Origin of the sequence: Geothrix fuzhouensis, assembly GCF_024609325.1 — a bacterium.
In the GTDB taxonomy this organism is placed as follows: Bacteria; Acidobacteriota; Holophagae; order Holophagales; family Holophagaceae; genus Geothrix; species Geothrix fuzhouensis.
Map to the genome: position 1 here is coordinate 92,370 of NZ_JANHMQ010000005.1, position 23,657 is coordinate 116,026.

General features: G+C 67.8%; 17 protein-coding genes. 13 read left to right on the plus strand and 4 right to left on the minus strand.

Annotated features, from left to right (window positions below):
- Positions 1-103 precede the first annotated feature (103 nt).
- The 3 genes from NOV74_RS14735 (at position 104) to NOV74_RS14745 (ending at position 5,573) form a co-directional block, all read left to right on the plus strand.
- The gene (locus tag NOV74_RS14735; RefSeq protein ID WP_257314053.1) at positions 104-2,152 is read left to right on the plus strand and encodes a M13 family metallopeptidase; all 2,049 of its coding nucleotides are present in this window, start codon (positions 104-106) and stop codon (positions 2,150-2,152) included.
- Between the two features lie 99 nt (positions 2,153-2,251).
- Positions 2,252-4,852: a serine/threonine-protein kinase gene (locus NOV74_RS14740; RefSeq protein ID WP_257314056.1), complete on the plus strand. Its 2,601-nt coding sequence runs from the start codon at positions 2,252-2,254 to the stop codon at positions 4,850-4,852.
- A gap of 127 nt (positions 4,853-4,979) precedes the next feature.
- Positions 4,980-5,573 (plus strand): isochorismatase family protein, encoded by a 594-nt coding sequence (locus NOV74_RS14745; protein WP_257314058.1) that lies wholly within the window; start codon positions 4,980-4,982, stop codon positions 5,571-5,573.
- A 5-nt stretch (positions 5,574-5,578) separates the two neighbouring features.
- Here NOV74_RS14745 and NOV74_RS14750 read toward each other — a convergent pair whose 3' ends face one another.
- Positions 5,579-6,829, minus strand: coding sequence for an FG-GAP repeat domain-containing protein (locus NOV74_RS14750; protein WP_257314060.1), 1,251 nt, complete (start codon positions 6,827-6,829; stop codon positions 5,579-5,581).
- 129 nt (positions 6,830-6,958) lie between these two features.
- On the opposite strand from NOV74_RS14750, the gene NOV74_RS14755 reads away from it, so the two are divergent.
- From NOV74_RS14755 to NOV74_RS14770, 4 genes are all read left to right on the plus strand, one after another.
- Positions 6,959-7,591 carry a uracil-DNA glycosylase family protein gene (locus NOV74_RS14755; RefSeq protein ID WP_257314064.1) on the plus strand — a complete coding sequence of 211 codons (633 nt, stop codon included), beginning with the start codon at positions 6,959-6,961 and terminating at the stop codon, positions 7,589-7,591.
- Between the two features lie 171 nt (positions 7,592-7,762).
- Positions 7,763-10,576, plus strand: a complete 2,814-nt coding sequence (locus NOV74_RS14760; RefSeq protein WP_306672524.1) for a M16 family metallopeptidase — start codon at positions 7,763-7,765, stop codon at positions 10,574-10,576.
- A gap of 134 nt (positions 10,577-10,710) precedes the next feature.
- Positions 10,711-12,657: an RluA family pseudouridine synthase gene (locus tag NOV74_RS14765; protein WP_257314066.1), complete on the plus strand. Its 1,947-nt coding sequence runs from the start codon at positions 10,711-10,713 to the stop codon at positions 12,655-12,657.
- Positions 12,658-12,691: 34 nt separating this feature from the next.
- Positions 12,692-13,132, plus strand: a complete 441-nt coding sequence (locus NOV74_RS14770; protein WP_257314069.1) for a hypothetical protein — start codon at positions 12,692-12,694, stop codon at positions 13,130-13,132.
- 32 nt (positions 13,133-13,164) lie between these two features.
- Here NOV74_RS14770 and NOV74_RS14775 read toward each other — a convergent pair whose 3' ends face one another.
- A complete protein-coding gene (locus NOV74_RS14775) occupies positions 13,165-13,473 on the minus strand; it encodes a 4a-hydroxytetrahydrobiopterin dehydratase (RefSeq protein WP_257314071.1) in 309 nt (102 codons plus the stop codon).
- 46 nt (positions 13,474-13,519) lie between these two features.
- On the opposite strand from NOV74_RS14775, the gene NOV74_RS14780 reads away from it, so the two are divergent.
- A complete protein-coding gene (locus NOV74_RS14780; protein ID WP_257314073.1) occupies positions 13,520-14,278 on the plus strand; it encodes an SDR family NAD(P)-dependent oxidoreductase in 759 nt (252 codons plus the stop codon).
- A gap of 14 nt (positions 14,279-14,292) precedes the next feature.
- Here NOV74_RS14780 and folD read toward each other — a convergent pair whose 3' ends face one another.
- The gene (gene folD / locus NOV74_RS14785; RefSeq protein WP_257314075.1) at positions 14,293-15,207 is read right to left on the minus strand and encodes a bifunctional methylenetetrahydrofolate dehydrogenase/methenyltetrahydrofolate cyclohydrolase FolD; all 915 of its coding nucleotides are present in this window, start codon (positions 15,205-15,207) and stop codon (positions 14,293-14,295) included.
- 299 nt (positions 15,208-15,506) lie between these two features.
- On the opposite strand from folD, the gene rimP reads away from it, so the two are divergent.
- The 4 genes from rimP (at position 15,507) to hppD (ending at position 21,850) form a co-directional block, all read left to right on the plus strand.
- Positions 15,507-16,076, plus strand: a complete 570-nt coding sequence (gene rimP / locus NOV74_RS14790) for a ribosome maturation factor RimP (protein WP_257314077.1) — start codon at positions 15,507-15,509, stop codon at positions 16,074-16,076.
- Position 16,077: 1 nt separating this feature from the next.
- Positions 16,078-17,406, plus strand: a complete 1,329-nt coding sequence (gene nusA, locus NOV74_RS14795; RefSeq protein WP_257314079.1) for a transcription termination factor NusA — start codon at positions 16,078-16,080, stop codon at positions 17,404-17,406.
- A gap of 57 nt (positions 17,407-17,463) precedes the next feature.
- The gene (infB, locus tag NOV74_RS14800) at positions 17,464-20,559 is read left to right on the plus strand and encodes a translation initiation factor IF-2 (RefSeq protein ID WP_257314081.1); all 3,096 of its coding nucleotides are present in this window, start codon (positions 17,464-17,466) and stop codon (positions 20,557-20,559) included.
- A 181-nt stretch (positions 20,560-20,740) separates the two neighbouring features.
- Positions 20,741-21,850, plus strand: coding sequence for a 4-hydroxyphenylpyruvate dioxygenase (gene hppD, locus NOV74_RS14805; protein ID WP_257314084.1), 1,110 nt, complete (start codon positions 20,741-20,743; stop codon positions 21,848-21,850).
- 267 nt (positions 21,851-22,117) lie between these two features.
- Here the strand turns inward: hppD and NOV74_RS14810 are convergent, their stop codons facing one another.
- Entirely contained in the window at positions 22,118-23,131 is a 1,014-nt protein-coding gene (locus NOV74_RS14810; RefSeq protein ID WP_257314086.1) for a guanosine monophosphate reductase, read from the minus strand.
- Between the two features lie 108 nt (positions 23,132-23,239).
- Here NOV74_RS14810 and NOV74_RS14815 point away from each other — a divergent pair, with 108 nt between their 5' ends.
- Positions 23,240-23,644, plus strand: a complete 405-nt coding sequence (locus tag NOV74_RS14815) for a type II secretion system protein (RefSeq protein ID WP_257314088.1) — start codon at positions 23,240-23,242, stop codon at positions 23,642-23,644.
- Positions 23,645-23,657: the final 13 nt, after the last annotated feature.

Sequence of the window (23,657 nt, forward strand, 5' to 3'; positions counted from 1 at the left end):
TGATCTTCGACTCCCGGGTCGGTAGGGGGAACCCACCCCTTCCGACCCGACATCTTCCCGTGGCGAGCCTTTCGGTTCACCCTGGATGGTCCTGAGGTACTTCATGCGCCGATCTTTGCCCCTCCTTTCCCTGTGTCTTGCCGTCCCCGCCCTGGTGGCGGCGCCGCCCAAGGCCCAGCCCCACGGCCTCGACCTGGCGGGCATGGACCGCAGCGTGGCCCCCGGCGACGACTTTTTCACCTACGCCAACGGCGCCTGGGTGAAGCACACCGAGATCCCCGCCGACCGCGGCTCCTACGGGATCGGGCGCGAGGTGGCCGACCTCACCGACCGCCGCACCGCCGCCCTGATCAAGTCCGCCGCCGCCTCCAAGGCCCCTGCGGGATCCGAGCTGCGCAAGATCGGCGACTTCTACACGAGCTTCATGGCCGAGAAGGCCATCGACCGGAAGGGCATCAGGCCCCTCCAACCCACCTTCAAGGCCATCGGCGCCATCCAGGACCGCAAGGCCCTGGCCCACTACCTGGGCACAACCCTGCGGGCCGACGTGGACGTGCTGAACGCCACCCAGTACCACACGGCCAACTTCCTCGGTCTGTGGGTGGCCCAGGACCTGGACCAGCCCGATCGCTACGCGCCCTTCCTCCTTCAGGGCGGCCTGGGCCTGCCCGAGCGCAGCTACTACCTGGATCCCTCCGAGGGCATGGCGGCCGTCCGCACTCAATACACCACCCACGTGGCGGCCATGCTGAAGCTGGCCGGCCTGTCGAACGTCCTTACCCGTGCCACAGCCGTGGTGGACCTGGAGACCCGCATGGCCAAGGCCCACCTGGGTCGGGAGGAATCCGGCGACATCCAGAAGGGCAACAACCACTGGGCCCAGGCAGACTTTCCCGCCAAGGCCCCGGGCCTGGACTGGAATAGCTTCTTCACCGCCGCGGACCTGTCGAAGCAGGCGGTGTTCGTGGTCTGGCAGCCCGGCGCCGTCACCGGCCTCTCGGCCCTGGCCGCGGAGGTGCCCCTCGATGTCTGGCGGGACTACCTGACCTTCCACGCGATCCAGCACTGGGCGCCGGTGCTGCCCAAGGCCGTGGCGGACCAGTCCTTCGCCTTCTACGGCAAGGTGCTGAGCGGCGCCTCGCAGCCCCTGGACCGCTGGAAGACGGGCGTGGCGCTGACCAACCAGGCTCTGGGCGAGGCCGTGGGCAAGGCCTACGTGGCGAAGTATTTCCCGCCTTCGGAGAAGGCCCGGGCCGAGCGGATGGTCTCGAACATCAAGGCGGCCTTCCGCATCCGCATCGAGCACCTGGACTGGATGTCCCCCGCCACCAAGGCCAAGGCCGTCGCCAAGCTGGACGCGCTCAAGGTGGGCGTGGGCTACCCGGATCGCTGGCGCGATTACCGGAGCCTGAAGGTCGTGGCCGGGGACGCCTTCGGCAACCTCCAGCGGGCGGAGCGCTTCGATTACGAGCGGAACCTCAAGAAGCTCGGCCACCCCATCGACCGCACCGAGTGGGTGATGAACCCCCAGCTCGTAAACGCCGTGAACCTGCCCGTGATGAATGCCCTCAACTTCCCGGCGGCCATTCTCCAGCCCCCGTACTTCGATCCAAAGCGGCCCATGGTCATGGACTTCGGCGCCATCGGCGCGGTGATCGGCCACGAGATCAGCCACAGCTTCGACGACTCTGGCTCGCTCTTCGACGCCACTGGGAAGCTGGAGAACTGGTGGACGCCCGAGGACCTGAAGCACTTCCAGGCTTCCGCCAACCAGCTGGTGAAGCAGTTCGACGCCTACGAGCCCTTCCCGGGCCTGCATATCAAGGGCAAGCAGACCCTGGGCGAGAACATCGCCGATGTGGCGGGTCTGGCCGCCGCCTACGATGCCTACCGTCTGTCCCTGGGCGGGAAGGAGGCGCCCGTGGTGCAGGGCCTCACCGGCGACCAGCAGTTCTTCCTCAGCTACGCCCAGAGCTGGCGCGAGAAGACCCGCGAGCCGCTGCTGCGCCAGCAGATCCTCACGGACGGCCACGCCCCGGCCTCCTTCCGGCCCTACACCGTGCGGAACCTGGATGCCTGGTACCCCGCCTTCCAGGTGAAGCCCGGCCAGAAGCTCTACCTGGCCCCCGCGGACCGCGTCAGGATTTGGTAGCCCACTCGTAGCATCCAGCAGGGGGTTTCGCAGGAACCTCAAAGCTCCCGGGGAAGTCGCCCTTCCGGCGACTGGACAACGCGACTATCGTCAGGGCCGATGACCCTCGCCACCAGCACCCGCCTCGGCCCCTACGAACTCGTGGAGCGGATCGGTGCAGGCGGGATGGGCGAGGTGTGGAAGGCCCGGGATCCGAAGCTGGGCCGCTTCGTGGCCATCAAGGTCCTGCCCGATACTTTCCTGGCGGAGCCGCACCGGGTGGCCCGCTTCCGCCGGGAGGCGAAGGTCCTGGGAACCCTGAATCATCCCAACCTCGTGCAGGTCTTCGAGACGGGTGAACACGATGGCCTTCCCTACCTGGTGATGGAACTGCTGGAGGGCGAAACCCTGCGGGCCAGGATGGACGGCCACCCCCTGCCCCCGCACCGGGTCGTGGAGGTGGGTAGGGAACTCGCCATCGGTTTGGCCGCCGCCCACGAGAAGGGCATCCTCCACCGGGACCTGAAGCCCGAGAACATCTTCCTCACGAAGGATGGCCGGGTGAAGATCCTGGACTTCGGGCTGGCGAAGTCGCAGCCACCTCCAGAAGGCGGCTCGCGGATCGCCACCCAGACTCAGCTCAGCGAGCCAGGCATGGCCGTGGGCACCCTCGGTTACATGAGCCCCGAGCAAGTGGCCGGGGATCCCGCGGACGCCAGGTCAGACCTCTTCAGCCTGGGGGTGACCCTCTGGGAGATGCTGGCAGGCGCGCGGCCCTTCCAGGGCGCCTCGGCCCTCGAGGTCATGCACGCCATCCTCCGGGAGGAACCGCCCGCCCTGGCCCCGGAGCTGAAGGTGCCTCCGGGCCTGGAACGCATCCTCCAGGACTGCCTGGCCAAGGCCCCCGAGGGCCGCTTTCACAGCGCCCACGACCTGGCCCTGGCCCTGGAGTCCCTGTCCACGATGGGCTCTCACCTCCTCCCGTTCTCCTTCCACCGCCCAGGCTGGATCAAGTGGGGGCTTCCCATCCTGGCCGCCGGGGCCCTGACCGTGGCTGGGCTTGGCCTCTGGATGCACCGGCGGCCCCTCCCGCCATCCTGGGATCCCCGCTGCGTGGCCATCCTGCCCTTCGAGAACCGTACCGGCGACCCGGCCCTCGACCCCCTCGGCCAACAAATCGTAGATCTGTTGCGCCAGGATCTGCAGCCTGTGGAGGACCTGAAGGTGGCGGCGGACCCACCGCCCGCACTGAGCCACGGTAGCCCCATGGTGCGCTTGGCGGAGGCCACCCGGGCCCGCTACATCGTGGCGGGGGCCATCTACCGGAAGGGCGGGGAGCTGGAATTCCAGGGGCGCCTGGAGGATCCCTGGATGAATCAGGTGGTCTACCAACTGGGGCCGTGGAAGGCCCCGCAGGAAGCTCCCGAACCCGCCCTGCTCGAACTGCGCCAGCGTCTGGGCGGCGCCGTGGCCTGGACCTTCGAGAAGGGCTTGCGCTATCACCCTGGCGCCGTGCGCCCCCCGCGCTTGGATGCCCTGCAGATCTACCTGAAGATCATGAAGGACTGGGGGGGAGTTCCAGTCCAGAGCCTGATCCCGGATTTCGAAAGGGCCGTGAGCCTGGACCCGGATTTCCTCCCCCTCCGCCTGGATTTCTTCGATGCCTGGGCGGCAACCTCAATCCAGCGGAGGGATAAGGCGGCCGAGCAGGTCGAAGCCGTGGAGGCTCGTGCCGGAAGCCTCACGCCCGTGGAACGGGTGCTCGCACGCCACCTTCGCGCCAGCCTCGAGGGATGGCGGACCGACATGTTGACCTCCTGCGAGGAACTGGACGCCCTCCTTCCCGGCACTCCCTGGATCCGAGCCCGGCTAGGGACCACCTTCGTCACAGTCATGAGAACCGGTTCGGCCATCCGCGTCCTCCAGCAGATTCCCGAGGGCTGGTATGGGCCCGGTGCCGGGGCGGCCACCTACCCCACGATCTGGCTCTGCTGGGCCTACCACCTTCAAGGGGACTACGCGTCGGAGTTGAAGACGTCGCGGGAGGCCCAGGTCCTGCATCCCAACGATACAGGTCTGCGCGTTTCCGAGGTGGGGGCGCAGATCGGCCTGGGTCGATGGGAGGAGGCCGAGGCCCTGGTGGAGACCCTGGCCTCCGTGGGCCCCGGGCGGGGCGGCAGCGTCGTGTCAGGAGCCGTGGCGCAGCGGGCCATGATCGAGTTCCGGGTGCATGGGCAGCCGGAAAGGGCCCGGAGGTTGGCCGAACGTCGCCGGGCCGCCCTCCTGCAGGGCCCGCCCGAGGTGCGCAGAATTCATCGGGCTGACCTTTCCGTGGCACTTCTCTGCCTTGACCGGGTTGAAGAGGCCATGGCCATCCACCGGGAGCTCCTGGGTGAAGCCGACCCGGCCTCCATGAACGTCATCTTCCTCCGCGGGCGCGTGGGTGCCGCCCTGGCCCGCCTGGGCAGAGCCGAGGAGGCCCGGCAGGTCGAAGCCGACCTGGCCGCCCTGTCCCGCCCCTACTTGCGGGGAGACCACACCTTCTGGCGGGCCTGCATCGCCGCGAATCTGGGCGAGAAGGACCGGGCTGTGGACCTCCTGCGACAGGCCTTCGCCCAGGGTCGAGCCATGGACTTTGCGGCCAGCACCCATCGGGAGTTGTATCTCGAGCCCCTGCGGGACTACCGGCCTTTTCAGGACCTCATGAGGCCCCGGGACTGATCCCGCCCCGAGCCCCCGGAACACGCTTCTGGAGATGGCGCCCTGTCCCGAACACAGGCCTGGCATGGCCCTGGCTGGAGCCGCTGCCGGGGGCACGCTACGCTGGTTCCCTTGCCAGGAGGTTCCCATGGCCCTTCTCGATCCCACCCGCAGCATCCTCGTGGTCATCGACCTCCAGGGCAAGCTCGTGGGCATGGTCCACCGGCCGGCCCTGGTGCTGGAGGCCACGCGCCGCCTCATGCGCCTGGCGGACCTCTTCGCCGTGCCCGTGGTGCTGACGGAGCAGTACCCCAAAGGCATCGGCCCCACGGAGGAAAGCATCCGGGCGACATACGACGGTCTCACGACGTCGAAGTTCTTCCTCGAGAAGACGGCCTTCGGGTGTTGCGGCGATTCCGGCTTCGAAGCCCTGCTCCGCCAGGCCCGGCCCCACCTGGCCCGGGAGAAGCGCCAGATCGTGGTGGCGGGCATCGAGGCCCATGTCTGCGTGATGCAGACCGTGCTCGAGCTGCTGGGCTCGGGCCACGAGGTGCACCTTTGCTGGGACGCCGTCAGCGGCCGGGGCGAGGAATACCGGAAGCACGCCCTGGAGCGCATGGCCGCCGCCGGTGCCACGCTCACCAACCACGAGTCCGTGGCCTTCGAGTGGGCCCGGGACAAGAACCACCCCCAGTTCAAGGCACTCTCGGCGCTCATGAAGGAAGGCCAGCCCCAAGGCTGAGGTGCTCAGCGCAGGGATCGGGGCGGGCCGAAGGTGCCCGGAACCGCGGTCTGGAGCATCACGCTCGGCCCTTCGTTCAGGATCAGGTCGGTGCGGCCGTCTCCATCCAGATCGCCCAGGGCGATGAAGTTGGCATTCATGGTTCCATCCAGGACGGCCGCCACCGAGAAGGCGCCCCGATGGGCAGCGGTTTGCAGGAGGACGGTCACCTTCGAAGGGGTGGACAGCGACTGGTATACCAGCGAGATCACCGCCAAGTCCGGCAGGCCGTCGCCATTGAGATCGCCGATGACCACCTGGCGGGCCCCGTCGACCACGGGGATGGCCGTGGCTCCGAAACTTCCCGGCTGGTTCTGGAGGAAGACCGTCACGTTGGCGCCGCCCTTCCCGCCGTCCGGAGCATTTCCGGCGTTGGCCGCCACCAGGTCCACTCGGCCGTCGCCGTCGAGGTCCGCAGCCGCGACGCCATCCACCTTCAGCCCTGCGCTGAGGAACACGGGGGCCGCCAATCCGCCGCCGGGTTGCTGGTACAGGATCGCCACACAGTCGTAGCCGGCCAATGCCAGATCCGGACGGCCATCCCCGTTGACGTCGGCCACGGCCAAATCGCGGAAGCCGTGTCCGGAACCCACCGGCACCGGCACCGGCGGCAGCAGGGCTCCGGGTAGACCCGGAGCCTGCGCCAGCAGCAGGAGGCGGCTGTGGACGAAGACCCCGTCCGCCACCACCACATCCGCGCGGCCGTCTCCCGTCAGCTCCACCACGGCCGCAGGGCCAGCCCCCCCGCCGGTCCACACCCAGGTGGCGGGGAGGAAGTGCCCGGGCGTGACGGGATCCTGGCGCAGGATCAGCAGCCCGCCGCTGTCGCCAATGACATTCGCCTGAGGGGGGACCGAGGCCTGGATGGACACGATGAGGTCCGGCCGCCCGTCCCCATCCACATCCCCCACGCACAGGTTCCAGGGATCGAATTCGAGAGGGTAGGTCGACGGCGCCGCGAAGCCCCCCGCCGCGTCCCGGAGGAAGACCTGCACGCTGTTCCGGTGGGTGCCCCCGTCGATGAGGGTGGCGGGAACGGCCACATCCAGACGGCCGTCCCCATTGAGATCTGCCACCACCACCTGGCCCCAGACCCAGAACGGTGGCAGGACAAACCCACTCTCGCCGCCCCCGCCACAGGCAGGGCCAAGCAGCAGGGCCGCTGCCCCCAGGGCGAATGAGATCCCCTTCCCGAGGCGACCAGCGAACCACTGCACGATCCACCTCCCCCGGGAGCTTCCGGTTCGGTCCCGCGGAGATGGCCTTCTGCGGAGAAGGGTGTCTTTGTGGGAGCCGACCCGCCAAACTGGCGGAATCGCCGTCAATGTACGCCTTCTGGAAGCGTCATGCCCCGCATTCAAGGCCACCCTGTCCCTGCCCTCTTCCCCGACACGAGTTCTGTGTCCGTGATGCTCTTCGGGGAGGCCCCGGGCCCCAGAGGCGCGGACCAGTCCGGCCTCCCCTTCTGGGGCGATGGGGCGGGCATCACGGTCTACCGCGCCCTGGCCGCCACCGGCCGGGCGGAGGTGCCCGAAGCGGCGTGGACGGACTGGGACGGCGCCCGCTTCAAGGCCCTGGGCCTGGCGCCGCGCCTCATCGGCACCGCCCTCAGCAACGCCTATCCCGCCTGCCCCACGAAGGATGGCGAGCACTTCCACGCGCCCTCCAACAAGGATCTGCTGGCCCCCGCCAACCTTGCCCGCCTGGTGGCGGAACTGGCCCGGGCCGCCACCGGTCGCAGCACCCCCCTGCGCGTCATCGCCTTCGGCAAGCGGGCGGAGTGGGTGCTCTCGCGGCTGGAGGGCGCGCCCCCCTTCGAGCTGCACGCCCTGCCCCACCCCAGCGCCCAGGGCTTGCTCCAGGCGGCACCGGGCAAAGGGAAGGGGCTGCGGCTGGACGATCTTCGCGTGGCATGGGAGGCCCAGCTGCGGGGACTGCTGGAGCAGGATGGGCCAGAACGGCCTGGCACTCCCACCTAGCTGTCAGGGAGGGTTTGGCGGAAGCCGAGGCGGCTGCAAAGGCTCCTTCCGGGGCCGGATCTGCCTCAGGGGAACTTCCCGGGGCGCCTAAACATTTCTTAACAAGCGCTTTTCTTCGTGCCGCGTATGCTGAGGGCTTCCATGCGGAATCTTTCACAACCTGGAGGTCACATGTCTCTCTCCCGTCGATTCATCTTGCCCCTGTGCGGGGCCCTGGCCTTCGCGCTGGTGGCGGGAGACGCCCCCAGGCCGGCCAGTGCGGCGTACAAGGCTGCCGCCAAGGTGAAAGCCGCGAAAGCGCTTCCGCTGCCTGCTCCCGCCAAGGTGACGGCGGTGGAGGGCATCACGGAATACCGCCTGGCCAACGGCCTGCGCGTGCTGCTCTATCCCGATGCGAGCAAGCCGACGATCACCACCAACATCACCTACCTGGTGGGCAGCCGGATGGAGCATTACGGCGAGACGGGCATGGCCCACCTGCTGGAGCACATGCTCTTCAAGGGCACGAAGGCGCGGCCGGACACCTGGAAGATCCTCAACGAGCTGGGCGGCGACGCCAACGGCACCACCAACTTCGACCGCACCAACTACTACGTCTCCTTCCCGGCCTCCGAGGAGAACCTGAAGAAGGCGCTGGATCTGGAGGCGGATCGGATGCTGAACTGCACCTTCACGGCGGAGACGCTGTGGGGCAAGGACGGCAAGAGCGGCGAGATGACCGTCGTCCGCAATGAGTTCGAGTCCGGCGAGAACAGCCCCTTCCGCACCACCCTCCTGCGGGTCATGTCGGCGGCCTACGACTGGCACAACTACGGCAAGCCGGTCATCGGAGCCCGCAGCGACATCGAGCATGTGAATGTGGCCCACCTCCGGGCCTTCTACACCAATTACTACCAGCCGGACAACGCGATTCTGATGGTGGCGGGACAGTTCGACGGGCCGAAGACGCTGGCCACCATCAACGCCACCTTCGGCCGGCTCCCGAAGCCGGCCCGCACCCTGGAGCCCACCTACACCGTGGAGCCCGTCCAGGACGGCGAGCGGCTGGTGACCATCCGCCGCGTGGGCGGCACCCCGCTCCTGGTGGCCGGGTACCACGTCGCCCCCTCGGCCCAGGCAGATCGCAGCGCCACAGACTTGGCGGCGGCGATCCTTACTGATGCCCCCAGCGGCCGCCTCTACAAGGCGCTGGTGGAAACCAAGCTGGCCGCCCAGGTGTTCCCCCTCTCCTTCACCACCTACGAGCCCGGCCTCCAGATGTTCGGCGTGGTCCTGGCGAAGGATGGCGACATGGAGAAGGCGAAGGAGGTTCTCCTGCACGAAGTGGAAACCCTGAAGGACAAGCCTCTCACCCAGGCGGAGCTGGATCGCGCCAAGGCCCAGGTCCAGAAAGGTATCGACCAGGCTCTGTCCGACACCAAGACCATGGCCATCAGCCTCAGCGAAGCCATGGCGGCCGGTGATTGGCGGGAATGGTTCCTGGATCGCGACCGCACCATGGCCGCGACCCTCGACAAGGTGCAGACGGCCGCGGTGGCCTACTTCAAGCCGAGCAATCGCACCCTCGGGGAATACATCCCCACGGAGAAGCCGGATCGGACCACGGTGCCGGCGGTGCCCGACGTGGCCGCGGATGTGAAGGCCTACACCGGCAAGCAGACCATCGCCCAGGGCGAGGCGTTCGATGCCAGCCCCGCCAACGTGGATCAGCGCACGGTACGGTTCACCACGCCCAACGGCCTGAAGGGCGCCCTGCTCTCCAGGAAGACCAAGGGCGGCATGGCCGCCGTCCAACTCACCCTGCGCTTCGGCCAGGAAACATCCCTGCGCGACAAGCTGGCCACGCCGGATCTCACCGGCGCCATGCTCATGCGCGGCACCCTCAAACATTCGCGCCAGGAGCTGGCGGATGCCTTCGACAAGCTGAAAGCGGAAGTGATGATCACCGGCGGCGCCACGTCCGCCAACGCCCGGATCAAGGTGCCCCGGGAGAACCTGGCCGCCACACTGAAACTCGTGGCCGAGGTGCTGCGGGAACCTGCCTTCCCGGCCTCCGAGCTCGAGACCCTCGTGAAGCAGCAGACCACCGGCATCGAGTCCCAGCGTCAGGAGCCCCAGGCCAAGGCCATGGATTTCCTGGGCCAGACCTTCGATGCCTACCCGGCGGGCCACCCCTCGGCCTACCGGTCGCTGGAGACTCGGATCCAGGATATGAAGAGCACCAAGGTCGAGGATCTGAAGGCCTTCCACGCAGCCTTCTACGGGGCGGACCACGCGACCTTCGCGGCTTCGGGCGACTTCGACGCCAAGGAGATCCAGGGCCTGGTCACAGACCTCTTCGGTTCCTGGACATCCGCCTCGGCCTATGAGCGCATCCCCGCGCGCCTGAAGGTGGTTCCCGGCCAGTCCGAGGCTTTCGAAACGCCCGACAAGCAAATGGCCATCTTCGTGGCCATGGAGCGCTGGGCCATGAAGGACACGGATCCGGGCTATCCAGCCTTCCTCATGGCCAACCAGATCCTCGGCGGCGGCATCCTGAAGAACCGCCTCGGCGATCGCCTGCGCCAGAAGGAGGGGTTCAGCTACGGGGCGGGATCCAACTTCAACAGCAGCAGCCAGGATCCCGTCTCGTCCTGGCAGGCCTACGCCATCTACGCGCCCCAGAACGCGGCGAAGCTGGAGGCGGCCTTCCAGGAGGAACTCCAGAAAGCCCTTAAGGAGGGCTTCACCCAGGAGGAGCTGGATTTCGCCCGCAAGACCTGGCTCCAGGGCGAACAAACCCAGCGCCAGGAGGATCCTGCGATCGCCGCCTGGTTGAACAACAGCCTCTACCTGGGCCGCCCCGTGCTCTTCCAGGCGGAACTGGAGGCCAAGATCCAGGCCCTGAAGCTGGACGAGGTCAACGCCGCCCTGCGCCAACACCTGGACCCCGCGAAGCTCGTGATCGTCAAGGCCGGCGACTTCGCCAAGGGCGCGAAGAAGTAGGGTCCTCTTCACTGGGAAAATGGGGGAGCGGTCGGCCGCTCCCCCATTTTGCTAGGTGGGGAAAGCCTTTCATGGTCTTCTGGATGTCCGCTTGGCGTTGATCAGGACGCGAGGCGATGACGGAGGGCGTAGCCATGGCACGCATCGAACGGGAATGGAAAGCGGAACACGAAGGCTCGGCGCTGGCCTCGGAACTGCACAGGGTGATGGTCATCAGCCACCGTCAGGCCAAGGGCTTCATTGATGGCCATTGCGTCACGGTGAACGGCGAGACCGTCGAGAAGCACGGCCACCGGCTCAACCCAGGGGACACCGTGAAGGTGGTCTTCGATCCCGAGCTGACCTACGACGTGCTGCCCGCGGCCCGGAAGCTCCAGGCAGGGCCCTTCGAAACCCTGTGGGAAGACAACCATCTGCTCTTCGTCTTCAAGCCCGCGGGTCTGCTGACGGTGCCCGCGGAACAGGGCGGCGAACCCAGCCTGGCCGAGGCCATCACCGAGTCCTACCGCCGTCGCGGCTTCAAGCGCTTCAACCTCTACATCGTCCACCGCCTCGACCGCTTCACCAGCGGTGTGCTGGTGTTCGCCAAGACCCCCGAAGCCCTGCACGGTCTCAAGAAGCACTTCGAGCTGCACCGCCTTCAACGCGTCTACTTCGCCGTGCTCGTGGGTGAGCTGCCCGAGAACAGCGGCACGCTCGCGGGCCACCTCATTGAGCACGCCAAGTCCCTGAAGATGTCCGTGGCCACACCCCGCAAGGGCCCTGGCGGTGGCAAGCGCATGCCCGCCGGCGCCAAGGAGGCCGTGACCCACTACCGTGTGATCGAGCGCCTGCCCGGCCACACCGTGGTCGAGGTGCGCCTGGAGACCGGCCGCCGCAACCAGATCCGCGTGCAGTTCGCCGACCGCGGCTATCCGCTGCTGGGCGATCAGGTCTACGGCACGGAGAGCCCCCTGCTCGATCGCCAGGCTCTGCACGCCGAGCTGCTCGGCTTCAAGCATCCCGTCACCGAGGAGCAGGTCACAGTTACAGCCCCCATGCCCGCGGATATGGAGGCGGCCCTGAAGGCCCTGCGCAACCAGGCCCGCATCGTCCGCGCCGCCACCGGCGTGAAGGGCGAGGAGGGCATCTACCAGCCCACGGAAACGCGGGATCACAAGCTCAAGCGCGTGGCCCGAGCCAAGCGCTTCGACGAACGCGAGGCGCCGGCACGGACTCCGCGTCCCCGCCCCGTGGATGGCGACGAGCGGCCCCGCCGCACCTTCGGTTCCGCCGAGCGACCCGCCCGTCCGCGCCGCGAGGAGGGCGAGGCACGGCCCCGCAAACCCTTCACCCCTGGCGATCGCCCAGCACGGCCCCGTCCGGACAGCGACGAGCGGCCGCGCCGCACCTTCGGTTCCGCCGAGCGACCCGCCCGGCCGCGCCGCGAGGATGGCGAGGCACGCCCCCGCAAGCCCTTCACCCCTGGCGATCGCCCGGCCCGGCCCCGTCCAGACAGTGACGAGCGGCCCCGCCGCACCTTTGGTTCCACCGAGCGGCCCGCCCGGCCGCACCGCGAGGATGGCGAGGCACGACCCCGTAAACCCTTCACCCCTGGTGACCGCCCGGCCCGGCCCCGCCCGGACAGCGACGAGCGCCCGCGTCGCACCTTCGGCTCCTCCGAGCGGCCCGCCCGGCCGCACCGCGAGGATGGCGAGGCACGGCCCCGCAAACCCTTCACCCCCGGTGACCGCCCGGCCCGGCCTCGCCCAGACAGCGACGAGCGCCCGCGCCGCACCTTTGGCTCCTCCGAGCGGCCCGCCCGGCCGCACCGCGAGGATGGCGAGGCACGGCCCCGCAAACCCTTCACCCCCGGCGACCGCCCGGCCCGGCCCCGCCCGGACAGCGACGAGCGCCCACATCGCGCCTCTGGACCTGTGGGCCGCCCGGGCGGCCCACGACGGGATGAAGGTGCGCCCCGGCCTCCCCGCACCTACAGTGCCGCCGGCCGCCCCACGGGCCCACGCCGCGAAGGCCCGGGTGAACGCCCCACCCGCAAGCCCGCACCCCGCACTGGCAAGCCCAAGTCGCGGAAGCCCTGAGGAACCGGGCCGCCGCCCGGACTATCCTGCTTCCATGCGCGGCCTTCTCTCCAGCCTCCTTCTCTCCTCCTGCCTGACCGCGCAGGAGGTGGGGAAGCTGGAGCTCCGTACGGAACTGGGCGTCCCCACCGAGCCCGTCCATCTGGTCATGCCCGGGTGCTGGGACGGCCTGATCCTCGGGATCACCGCGAAGCCTCTGAAACCTTCCCGCCGGGAGCCGGCAGGCGCCACGGTGGAGGTGTGGGACTTGGCCTACCGCGAGTCCCCACGTCACGAAGTGTTCACCCTCTACCTCAAGGCCCTGCGGGAGCGCCTCTCCGGGGCCTTTGAACTGCCTCCGCCAACACACCAGGCCCTGGAGCTGGGTGAATTCATGTCCTCCGATCCGTCTCATCCGGAGCAGCTGGACCTCACCAAGGTGCAGTCCATGCAGGAACGGTTCAACCCGCCACCCCGCGCGACACCAATGCGGTGAGACAGGCTGGAGACTGGATTCCGGCCTCCCGCCTAGATGTGCTCCAGATACATCCGGTCCAGCGCCTCGGCCAGGTCCAGGTCCCGCTGCGTGACACCTCGGCTGACATGGGTGGTGAGGACGGCCACGACCCAGCGGTAGCCAAGGGTCAAGTCTGGGTGGTGGTTCACTTTCTCGGCGTGCTCGGCGGCGGCCATCACGAACCCGAGGCCCCGGGGGTAGGCCGAGAAGACGTAGCGGCGGCGCAGGGTGAGGCCATGGGAATCCCCCTGTGCAACCCAGTCTGGATGCGTCTTGAGGAAGTCCTCCATGGCGTCAGGGCTCACCAGATCCTTGGACATGCATTCCCCCATGAGGCATCCTAATCTGTTCAATTCGAGTTGCGCCATGCCCTTCAACCAACCACCCCTGCTCGGCCGCATCGCCTTCGTCACCGGGTCCTCCCGGGGCATCGGGCGGGCCATTGCCGTGGAGTTTGCCCGCTGGGGCGCGGACGTGGTGGTGCATGCCCAGAAGAATCAGGACCTGGCCGACGCAGTGGCCGCCGAGATCCGGGGCCTGGGCCGCCGCGCCATGGTGGTGCTGGCGGACGTGCGGGTGAAGGCTGAACTGGAGGCCGCCGCGGACCGCGTGAAGGCCGAGTTGGGGCCCGTGGACATTCTTGTGAACAACGCCGGCACCCGCCAGGACGGTCCCTTCATCCTCATGGGCGACGAGAAGTGGGAGGAGGTCATGAACGTGAACCTCCGGGGCACCGTGTACGCCACTAAGGCCTTCGTGCGCGGCATGATGGCCCGCAAGTGGGGCCGCATCGTCAACATCGTCAGCCCCACGGGCATCATCGGGAAGGCGGGCCAGACCAACTACGGCGCCAGCAAGGGCGCGGTGATCGCTCTCACCCGTAGCCTGGCCCGGGAGATGGCCCCTTTTGGTGTGCTGGTGAACGCCGTGAATCCCGGCCTCATCCATACGGAACTCACGCAGGACGTGCCCGAGGAGGTGCGCCGCCAGATGCTGGCGCCCACCATCCTCAAACGCGAAGGCGAGCCCGAGGAAGTGGCCGGCGTGGTGGCCTTCCTCTGCTCCGACTGGGCCAGCTACATGAGCGGCCAGATTATCAATGTCGACGGCGGACTCTGTCCCTGAAATTCGCCGGCGAATCAGCCTAGTTGATTCGCCGCCTGGAGGGTGTTGGTCAGCAACCCGGCGATGGTGAGCGGGCCGACACCGCCGGGCACAGGCGTCACGGCGGACGCCACCTGCATGGCTTCGCCAAAGCGCACGTCACCGCAGAGGACGGCGCCCTTGGCCAGCAGCGTCTCCAGCTTCTTCGGCTCGGCGGCGAAGATCCGCTCGCCCAGGAGGAGATCCTCCACGCGGTTGATGCCCACATCCACCACCACGGCGCCGGGCTTGATCCAGGAGCCCTCCACCAGCCCGGGGCGGCCCACGGCGGCCACCAGCAGGTCCGCCTCCCGGCAGACGGCGGGCAGATCCTGCGTCCGGCTGTGGGCGATGGTCACGGTGGCGTGCTGCTCCAGCAGCATGAGAGCCATCGGCTTCCCCACGATCTCGCTGCGCCCCAGCACCACCGCCCGCAGGCCCTTGAGGGCCACGCCGTGGTGGGCCAGCAGGGACATGCAGGCGCTGGGGGTGCAGGGACGCAAGCCCGGCAGGCCCTCCAGCAGCAGGCCCTGGTTCATGGGATGGAAGCCGTCCACATCCTTGGCGGGGTCGATGCGGTGCAGGGCCCGCTTGGAATCCAGACCCTTGGGCAGGGGCAGCTGTACCAGGATCCCATCCACCGCCGGGTCGGCATTCAGGCGGTCGATGAGGGTATCCAGCTCCGCCTGGGGGGTGTCCGCGGGCAGCCGGTGTTCGAGGGAGGTGACACCCACCCGGGCGCAGGCCGCGGCCTTGTTGCGGACGTAGACGTGGCTGGCGGGGTCATCCCCCACCAGCACCACCGCCAGGGCCGGGGCCCGCAGCCCCTGGGTCGCCCGGGCCTGCACGCCCAGCCGCACGGCCTCCAGCATGCGATCCGCGTGCGCCTTGCCGTCCAGGATGGTGGCCATGGGTTCCTCCAACCTCCATTGAAGCCCAGGGGGACCGTGGCCCTCATCAAGATTTTCAGCAGGGACACGACTTGGCCCTGGACCCCCCAGGGAGGCAGCAGTGGCCCGGCTGCGCCGGGCCACTGCGCGGGGGTCCGGGGGTCTGCGCGCAGCGCAGACCCCCGGAGAGCATTAACCAACCTTGAGATTCCTGGGAATGGGCGTTAGACTTGAAATTCAATTCGGCCATGGCAACCCCCCTCGGGTGCCAAGACTGGGTGGGTTCGGCCCACCTTTTTTGTTGTTAACTCGGAGTCTCCTTGGATCTGAAGAAAGCGCAGCCCCCCCTTGAGCGTCAGCTGGCCCTGCTGGGCTTCGAGCTGGTGCACCTGGAGCTCGTCCGCGAGGGCCGGGACGAGATGCTGCGCCTCTACATCGACCATCTGGATGCCGAGGCCAGCGGCCGCAAGATCACCCTGGACGACTGCACTTCCGCCAACGAAGGCCTGTTGCTGTGGATGGACGTGGAATTCCCCGATCTGCGGGAGAAGCTCGGCGTCGAGATCAGCAGCCCAGGCATGGAGCGCCCCCTGGTGAAGGCCGATCACTTCCGCCGTTTCGCGGGCCGGCTCTGCCGCGTGCAGACCGCCGCCCCCATCAACGGCCAGAAGCGCTTCAAGGGCTGGATCGGCCCCGTGGCGGACGGCAACGTCACCCTCGAAGAAGACGGCGTCCTCAAGGTCATCCCCATCGAAGGCATCCAGAAGGCCCGGCTGGCGCCGTTCGACGAAGAGAAAACCCCGCGGCCCAAGCATTTGACGGCCCGATTCACCGAAGTACCTGATGCCGATGGCGTAGAGACAAGCGTCGTCGAGGACGAGGAGGCCTGAGATGGCGAATGTGGCAACGACCTTTTTCGACAGCGTGAAGATGATCGCCGCTGAAAAGGGCATCCCCGAGGAAGACGTCTTCGCGGCGGTCGAGGAAGCCCTGGCCAAGGCCGCGGACAAGTACTTCAATGCCCAGGATTTCTACGGCAACTTCCAGGCCCAGATGGACCGGGAGACGGGCGAGTTTCACGTCTACGCCCTGAAGCAGGTCGTGGCCGAAGTCGAAGAAGAGGATCTCGAGATCAGCCTGGCCGAGGCTCAGACCCTGAACCCCGACGCGGCAGAGGGCGACACCCTCTGGCTACCCCAGGACACCAGCCAGCTTGGCCGCATCGCCGCCCAGGCCGCCAAGCAGGTGCTCGTGCAGAAGGTCCGCGAGGCCGAGCGCGAGCGCATCTTCACGGAGTTCGCCGACCGCATCGGCGAGGTGGTGGTGGCCGAAGTGAAGCGCTTCGAGAAGAGCGCCATCATCCTGGAGATCGACCGTGTGGAAGCCATGCTGCGCCGCAGCGAGGCGCTGCGCGGCGACCGCTTCGACAAGGGCCAGCGCATCAAGGTCGTCATCGTGAGTGTCGACCGCAGCGCCAAGGACCCCCAGGTGCAGGTCAGCCGCACCGATCCGCGGCTGCTCATCAAGCTCTTCGAAAATGAAGTGCCCGAGATCCATGACGGCACCGTGGTCATCCGCAACTGCGTCCGCGAAGCCGGCGACCGCGCCAAGGTGGCCGTCCACAGCCTCGATCCCGACGTGGATCCCGTGGGCGCCTGTGTGGGCCTCAAGGGCAGCCGCGTGCAGGCCATCATCCGCGAGCTGAAGAACGAGAAGATCGACATCGTCCGCTACTCCGACGACCCTGCCCAGTTCATCGCCAACGCCCTGAATCCCGCCAAGGCCATCCGGGTGAACCTGGGTGACCCCGAGAGCCGCCGGGTCGAGGTGGTGGTGGACGACGAACAGCTCAGCGTCGCCATCGGCAAGCGGGGCCAGAACGTCCGCCTGGCCGCCAAGCTCACGGGCTGGAACATCGATGTCCGCAGCGAGGCCGACAAGCGCCGCGAGGCCGAGGTCGCCATGGGCCTGGCCCTGCCTGAGATCGACGCCGAGGCGGCCCCTGCCGTCGAGGCCGCCGCGCCTGCTTCCACCCTGCTCGACGAGATCCAGGTCGAGGGGTTGGATGCCGCCCTCGTGGACCGACTCGCCGCCGCGGGCTTCTCCGATGTCAAATCCCTTTACACTGTCACTGCCGAGCAGCTCATGCAGGTGGATGGCATGGATCAGGATCTGGCCTTCCGTCTCATCGATGCCGTGCAGGCTCATTTCGGGGAGTAGGCTGTAGTCCTGCAGCCCTTCCCGTTTCCCACCCCCAGGCCGAGGTAATCCGCTTACATGCTGCGTATCAACCAACTCGCCAAAGAGCTCGGAGTCGCCAATCAGGAGGTCATCGAGGCCTGCGAGAAGCGTCTGGGCCTCCAAGGGAAGAGCCATAGCTCCAACCTCACCGATGACCAGGCGGACCAGCTGCGCCGGACCTTCCAGGGCAAGCACAAGGGAGAGAGCGATGCTCCGCCCCTCGCGCTGCACAAGCCCTCCGCTGCCGTGAGGGTGGTGAAGGCCCCCAATCAGCCGGCCCCCCCGCCGGTCAAGGCCGAGGTCCAACCCGTGCCTGAGGCGCCCAAGCCGGCCCCGGCCGTATTGGTGAAGAAGGCCGAGCCCCGACCCGAGCCCCAGCCGGAAGCCGAGGCACCTGCACCTTCCGCCGCGACCCCCCACGCGAAGGCCGCCGAGCCCGCTCAGGGCGCGGTCGCCACGCCCGTCGCCGCGCCGGCCCCTGAAGGCGGAGCTGTCGCGCCGACCAAGGCCCCGGCGCCCGCCGAGCCCGCTCAGGAGACTTTCTCCCGCCTGAAGGTGTCCACGGGCGCCGCCCCTGCCCCCCGGGAAGAGAAGCCGGCCCGCTACATCCAGCTGCCCCCGGCCCGTCCCACGGGCGGCCAGGCATCCCAGCGCCCGCCCCAGACCTCCGGCCCCGGCCAGACCTCCGGTTCCGGTCCCCGCCCCGAAGCAGGCGCCCGTCCCATCGTCCAGCGCCCCGGCCAGGCCCCTTCGCCCGGCAGCGTGCAGCGCTCCGGCATGCCCCAGAAGGAGAAGGCCGTTCTCCAGATGGCCACCAATACCGGTCGGGGTGAGGTGCGCCATGAGGCCCCCGTGCCGATCTCCCCCAGCCGGCGGCCGTACATCCCGCCCGCCATCACGGAGATGAGGCCCGACCAGGGCTTCAGCCGCATCAAGACCTCGGACACCCCGGCCCCTGCGCCGCGGTCCACAGAACCCGCCCGCTACATCCAGCTGCCTCCGCCCCGTCCCGTGGGCGGGGTCCGGCCCAGCGGCCCCGGCACGCGCCCCAGCGGCCCTGGCGGACGCCCCGGCGGTCCCGGCATGGGTTCCCGCCCCGGCGGCCCCGGTGGACGCCCTGGTGGTCCCGGTCGCCCTGGCATGGGTTCCCGTCCCGGTGGCCCCGGCCGCGGCCCGTCCATCCCCGCGACCGGCCCCATCGATCCCAACAGCCAGAAGGGCCCCGGTCGTGGCGCCCATGTGGGTGGCAAGAAGAAGAAGGGCGGCTACGTCCGGAGCAAGGAGGAGGAACTCGACCTCAAGCTCCGCCAGCCCCGGTCCCGCGCTCAGCAGGTGGCCAGCGAATACATCGAAGAGGAAATCGGCATCGTCATGCTCTCCGAGGGCGTGACGGTCAAGGAACTCGCCGAGAAGTGCAACCGGCCCGCCAAGGATGTCGTGGCCAAGCTGCTGCATCGCGGCGTCTTCGCCACCATCAACCAGCCCCTCGATACCGAGATGGCCAAGGACATCGCCCGCGAGTTCGGCTTCCTGGCCGACATCGTCTCCTTCGAGGAGGATGTCCAGATCGCCTCCGACGAATCCGGTGACGTGCAGGGCGAGAAGCTGCCCCGTCCCCCCGTGGTCACCATCATGGGCCACGTCGACCACGGCAAGACCTCGCTGCTGGACGCCATCCGCAAGACCAAGGTGGCGGCGGGCGAGGCAGGCGGCATCACGCAGCACGTGGGCGCCTACCACGTGAACGTGAAGGACCCGAACACCGGCGAGATGCGCAAAGTGGTCTTCCTGGATACGCCTGGCCACGAAGCCTTCACCAAGATGCGTGCCCGGGGCGCCAAGGTCACAGACATCGCTGTCTTGGTAGTGGCTGCCGATGACGGCGTCATGCCTCAGACCGTGGAATCCATCAACCACGCCAAGGCCGCGGATGTGCCCCTCGTCGTCGCCATCAACAAGATCGACAAGCCCGGCGCCAATCCCGACAAGGTCCAGCAGGGCCTGCTCCAGCACAGCGTCCAGACCGAGGCCTACGGTGGCGATGTGCCCGCCGTCCTCGTCAGCGCCAAGACCCAGCAAGGCCTCGACGAACTGCTTGAGACCCTGCTCCTCGTGGCAGATCTGAAGGAACTGAAGGCCGTCTACGACTGCCCCGCCGCCGGGTCCATCATCGAAGGCCGCCTCGACCGGGGCCGCGGCCCCGTGGCCACGGTGCTGGTGCAGCGCGGCACGCTCAAGGCCGGTGACATCTTCGTGGCCGGCGCCACCATGGGCCGCGTCCGCGCCATGTTCGACTATTTGGGCCAGCGCGTCACCGAGGCCGAGCCATCCACCGCTGTGCAGATCCTCGGTTTCGAGGAAGTGCCCAGCGCCGGCGACAACTTCCAGGTGGTGGAGGACGAGGGCAAGGCCCGCACCATCGTCTCCTTCCGCCAGGAGAAGGCCAAGCTGGCCGCGCAGCAGAAACAGCGCGCCACGCTGGAAACCCTGTTCAGCACCCTCAAGGACGGCCAGGTCAAGGAACTGCCCCTCATCATCAAGGCGGACACCCAGGGCTCGGTGGAATCGCTGGTGGGCCAGCTGGAGCGGTTGAGCACTGAAAAAGTGAGAGTGCGCATCATCCACAGCGCCGCCGGCACCGTCACCGAGAACGACGTGCTCCTCGCCGAAGCTTCCAAGGCCACCATCATCGGCTTCCAGACCCGGGCCGAGAAGAAGACCGAGGAGCTCGCCCGCGAAGAGGGTGTGGATCTGCGCTTCCACGACATCATCTACAAGATCACGGAAGAGATTGAGCAGGCCATGGTCGGCATGCTCGATGCCACGGAGAAGGAAACCGTCCACGGCCAAGCCGAGATTCGCCAGCTCTTCAAGATCGGCAAGACTGTCATCGCCGGTTCCTTCGTCACCGAAGGCAAGGTCCAGAAATCGAACAAGGTCCGCGTGAAGCGTGGCGAGGAAGTCCTCTTCGAGGGCGGCATCAAGAACCTCAAGCGCTTCAAGGAGGACGTGACCGAGGTGAAGAACGGCCTCGACTGCGGCATCTCCCTCGACGGCTTCGACGAGCTGAAGGAAGGGGACATCCTCGAGTTCTTCAGCAAGGAGAAGGTCATCGCCACGTCCCTGAGTTGATCCCAGCAGCCGCGCTCCGCGCGGTTATCGAAAGGGCCCGTGCAGCGGGCCCTTTTCATTGACATCAATAATCGACTCAATGGTATTTAAATGCTGAATTTGCTGAAGTAAACTTAAATCATGTGATCCTCGTCACGCACCCGGCGCCGCAGAATGATCGGCTGCCCTGCGTGAGGTGCCCATGTCCGCTCCCAGCTTCGCCCTGACCGCTCCCACCCACAGACAGCCCGGCGGCAACCCCATGGGGTTGCAGCGCATCGACCACTTTCAGTTGACCGGCTCCGTCGAGCACCTGGAGCCTCTTTACCGCCGCCTGGGCTTCGCCCGCGTGGCCAGTGGCTCCCACACCTGGGGCCGACTGGTCCACCTGCGCCAGCAGCGCATGGATATCCTCATCTTCGAGGCCGTCGCCTCCCACCCCGCGGGCCATTACGCCCAGGCCCATGGTGAGGGCGTGTGCGCCCTCAATTTCCTCGTGGACGACCTCGACGTGGCCCTGGCCCAGGCCCGGACCCAGGGTGCCCATGTCTTACAGGAGCCGGAGTCCCACGACCTCGGTGGCGGCACGCTGCGCTTCGCCGCGATCCAAGGCGTGGGTGACGTCTGGAACTTCCTGGTGGAGCGGAAGGGCGAACTGTCCGCCTTCTGGCCCGGCCTTGCGCCCGACCCGGCCCCGGCCTTCTGCGACCCCGGCCTGGTACGCGTGGACCACCTCACCAACAACGTGGGCCCCGCCGAGATGGACGCCCTGGTGGCCTTCTACGAGCGCGTCTACGGCTTCGTCGTCACCCGCGAGTTCCACATTCGCGGCGCCCTGGGCACGGGGCTGGATTCCAAGGTCGTGCAGAGCGCGAACAACCAGGTGATCATCCCCATCAACCAGCCCACGGACGAGAAGAGCCAGGTGCAGGAATACGTCCAGCGGCACCGGGGCCAAGGCGTGCAGCACATCGCACTGTCCACCAACGACATCTTCCACACCCTGCGCACCCTCCAGGACCAGGGGTTCCAGTTCCTCCGCGTGCCGGACACCTACTACGAGCTGCTGCCCGGGCGCATCGCGAAGGGCGGCTACACCGTGCAGGAGAGCCTCGGCGAGGCCAAGGAACTGGGCATCCAGATCGACGGCGACGAGACCGGCTACCTGCTTCAGATCTTCACCGAGGACCAGATCGGGCCGCTGTTCTTCGAGATCATCCAGCGGCGGGGGAACATGGGCTTCGGCGAGGGCAACTTCCAGGCGCTGTATGATTCCATTGAGCTGGATCAAAAGAAGCGTGGCGTACTCTAATGCCGCCCCGGTTCCCTCGAAAACGGGCCGCCCTGCGGCCCGTTTTCATGCGCTCCCTATCGGAGGATCCCCCGGAGCCTCCGATGGCTGGTCGCCCCATGGGCTTCGGCGAGGGCAACCTCCTCGCCCTTCGGGCTCAGACCTCTCCCAGAACGGTCCAGGCAATACCACGCCCCGTCATCCCGGCAGGAGTGGTTCTCCACCCACCGTCGCTCTCCAGGCGCTGTATGACTCCATCGAGCTGGATCAGAAGAAGAGGGGCGTTCTCTAGCGCAGCGTCTTGTGGGGCAGTCCCTCCACCCAGCCGGCGGGGGACACCTGCACGTAGTTGAGTTTCCGCTGGAGCTCGCGGATGGTGTTCGCGCCGGCATAGGTCAGGCCCGAGCGCAGGCCGCCCACGATGTCGGCGAGGATCTCGTCCTCGTCCTCGCGATAGAGAACCTCCGTGGCCACGCCTTCGGAGGTCTTCCAGCCGGTGAGCCCACCGAGGTGGTCGTCTGCCACCTCCTGGCTCGCCATGCCCCGGTACACCTTGCGGGTGGGCGTCCCCGCGGCATCCAGGAGCGGCTCGCCCGGCGTGGGGCGCGTGCCGGCGAGCATGCCGCCGATCATCACGAAGTCCGCGCCGAAAGCCAGGGCCTTCACGATGTCTCCCGGGGTGCGGATGCCTCCGTCGGCCACGATGGAACGGTCCGCCCGGGCGCATTCCTTGATGGCGGTGAGCTGGGGTACGCCGAAGCCGGTCTTGATGCGGGTGGTGCAGACGCTGCCGGGGCCGATGCCCACCTTCACGATGTCGGCCTTCACGCTGGCCAGATAGTCCGCCCCGGCGTAGGTGGCCACATTCCCCGCCATGATGCATTCGTTGGGGAGGATCTCGCGCATGCGTTTGACCATCCGGCCGACGTACCGGGCGTGGCCATGGGCCACGTCCACGCAGAAGTACTGGGCCCCCGCATCCCGGAGGGCTTCCACCCGCTCCATCTCGGACTCGGCCGTGCCCACGGAGACGAAGGTGGGGAACCGGCAGCGCCGGAACATGGCGACGTTCTCCCCTACGGAGAGGAACCGGTGGAGGACCCCGATGCCGCCCCGTTCGCCGATGAAGTCGGCCATGGCCTCCTCGGTCACCGTATCCATATTCGCCGTCAGGACGGGCAGCTCCAGCCGGAGCTTCCCGGTCTTGTCGGTCATGCCGATGTCCACAGTCCGCCGCGACTCGTGGTGGTTGTAGGCCGGAATCAGAAGGACATCATCGAAGGTGATCGCAGGTTCGGGCATGGGGCCCCCTTCCAGACGGGCCCAGCATACGTCCATCCTGCGGGGCCGGCCCGGGCAATCCCCGCAACCTCCCGCGCCACCGGCCCCAGGCTACGCTAAGGTAGTTCCATGCGCTTTTTCCCTTCCCGCCAGCGCGGGTTCACCCTGATGGAACTCCTGGTCGTCATGACCATCCTGGCTCTCCTGGCCACGATCGGCCTGGTGGGCTACCGGTACAAGACGACCGTGGCCCGCGAGGCCGTCCTCAAGGAGAACCTCTTCCAGATCAACCACGCCCTTGAGCAGTATCGGGCGGACCGGGGCAAGTACCCTTCGAGCCTGGGGCCCCTCAGGGAGCTGGGCTACCTGCGGGACATCCCGTGGGATCCCATGACCCAGTCCCGGGATACCTGGCAGCTCGAAACAGAGCCCCCTGATCCCGATAATCCTGATGCCGAGCTGGGCGTATGGCGCGTTCGCAGTGGCTCTGCCGACAAGAGTCCCATCAATCAGATCCCCTACAACGAGTGGTAGAGCGGTCTTCAGC

Coding starts and splice junctions, on each gene's coding strand:
- NOV74_RS14760 (WP_306672524.1), top strand. CDS start 7,763: ATGTCTCTCTCCCGTCGATTCATCTTGCCCCTGTGCGGGGCCCTGGCC.
- NOV74_RS14745 (WP_257314058.1), top strand. CDS start 4,980: ATGGCCCTTCTCGATCCCACCCGCAGCATCCTCGTGGTCATCGACCTC.
- NOV74_RS14775 (WP_257314071.1), bottom strand. CDS start 13,473: ATGTCCAAGGATCTGGTGAGCCCTGACGCCATGGAGGACTTCCTCAAG.
- NOV74_RS14815 (WP_257314088.1), top strand. CDS start 23,240: ATGCGCTTTTTCCCTTCCCGCCAGCGCGGGTTCACCCTGATGGAACTC.
- nusA (WP_257314079.1), top strand. CDS start 16,078: ATGGCGAATGTGGCAACGACCTTTTTCGACAGCGTGAAGATGATCGCC.
- NOV74_RS14735 (WP_257314053.1), top strand. CDS start 104: ATGCGCCGATCTTTGCCCCTCCTTTCCCTGTGTCTTGCCGTCCCCGCC.
- folD (WP_257314075.1), bottom strand. CDS start 15,207: ATGGCCACCATCCTGGACGGCAAGGCGCACGCGGATCGCATGCTGGAG.
- NOV74_RS14765 (WP_257314066.1), top strand. CDS start 10,711: ATGGCACGCATCGAACGGGAATGGAAAGCGGAACACGAAGGCTCGGCG.
- NOV74_RS14740 (WP_257314056.1), top strand. CDS start 2,252: ATGACCCTCGCCACCAGCACCCGCCTCGGCCCCTACGAACTCGTGGAG.
- NOV74_RS14770 (WP_257314069.1), top strand. CDS start 12,692: ATGCGCGGCCTTCTCTCCAGCCTCCTTCTCTCCTCCTGCCTGACCGCG.
- NOV74_RS14810 (WP_257314086.1), bottom strand. CDS start 23,131: ATGCCCGAACCTGCGATCACCTTCGATGATGTCCTTCTGATTCCGGCC.
- NOV74_RS14780 (WP_257314073.1), top strand. CDS start 13,520: ATGCCCTTCAACCAACCACCCCTGCTCGGCCGCATCGCCTTCGTCACC.
- infB (WP_257314081.1), top strand. CDS start 17,464: ATGCTGCGTATCAACCAACTCGCCAAAGAGCTCGGAGTCGCCAATCAG.
- hppD (WP_257314084.1), top strand. CDS start 20,741: ATGTCCGCTCCCAGCTTCGCCCTGACCGCTCCCACCCACAGACAGCCC.
- NOV74_RS14755 (WP_257314064.1), top strand. CDS start 6,959: ATGCCCCGCATTCAAGGCCACCCTGTCCCTGCCCTCTTCCCCGACACG.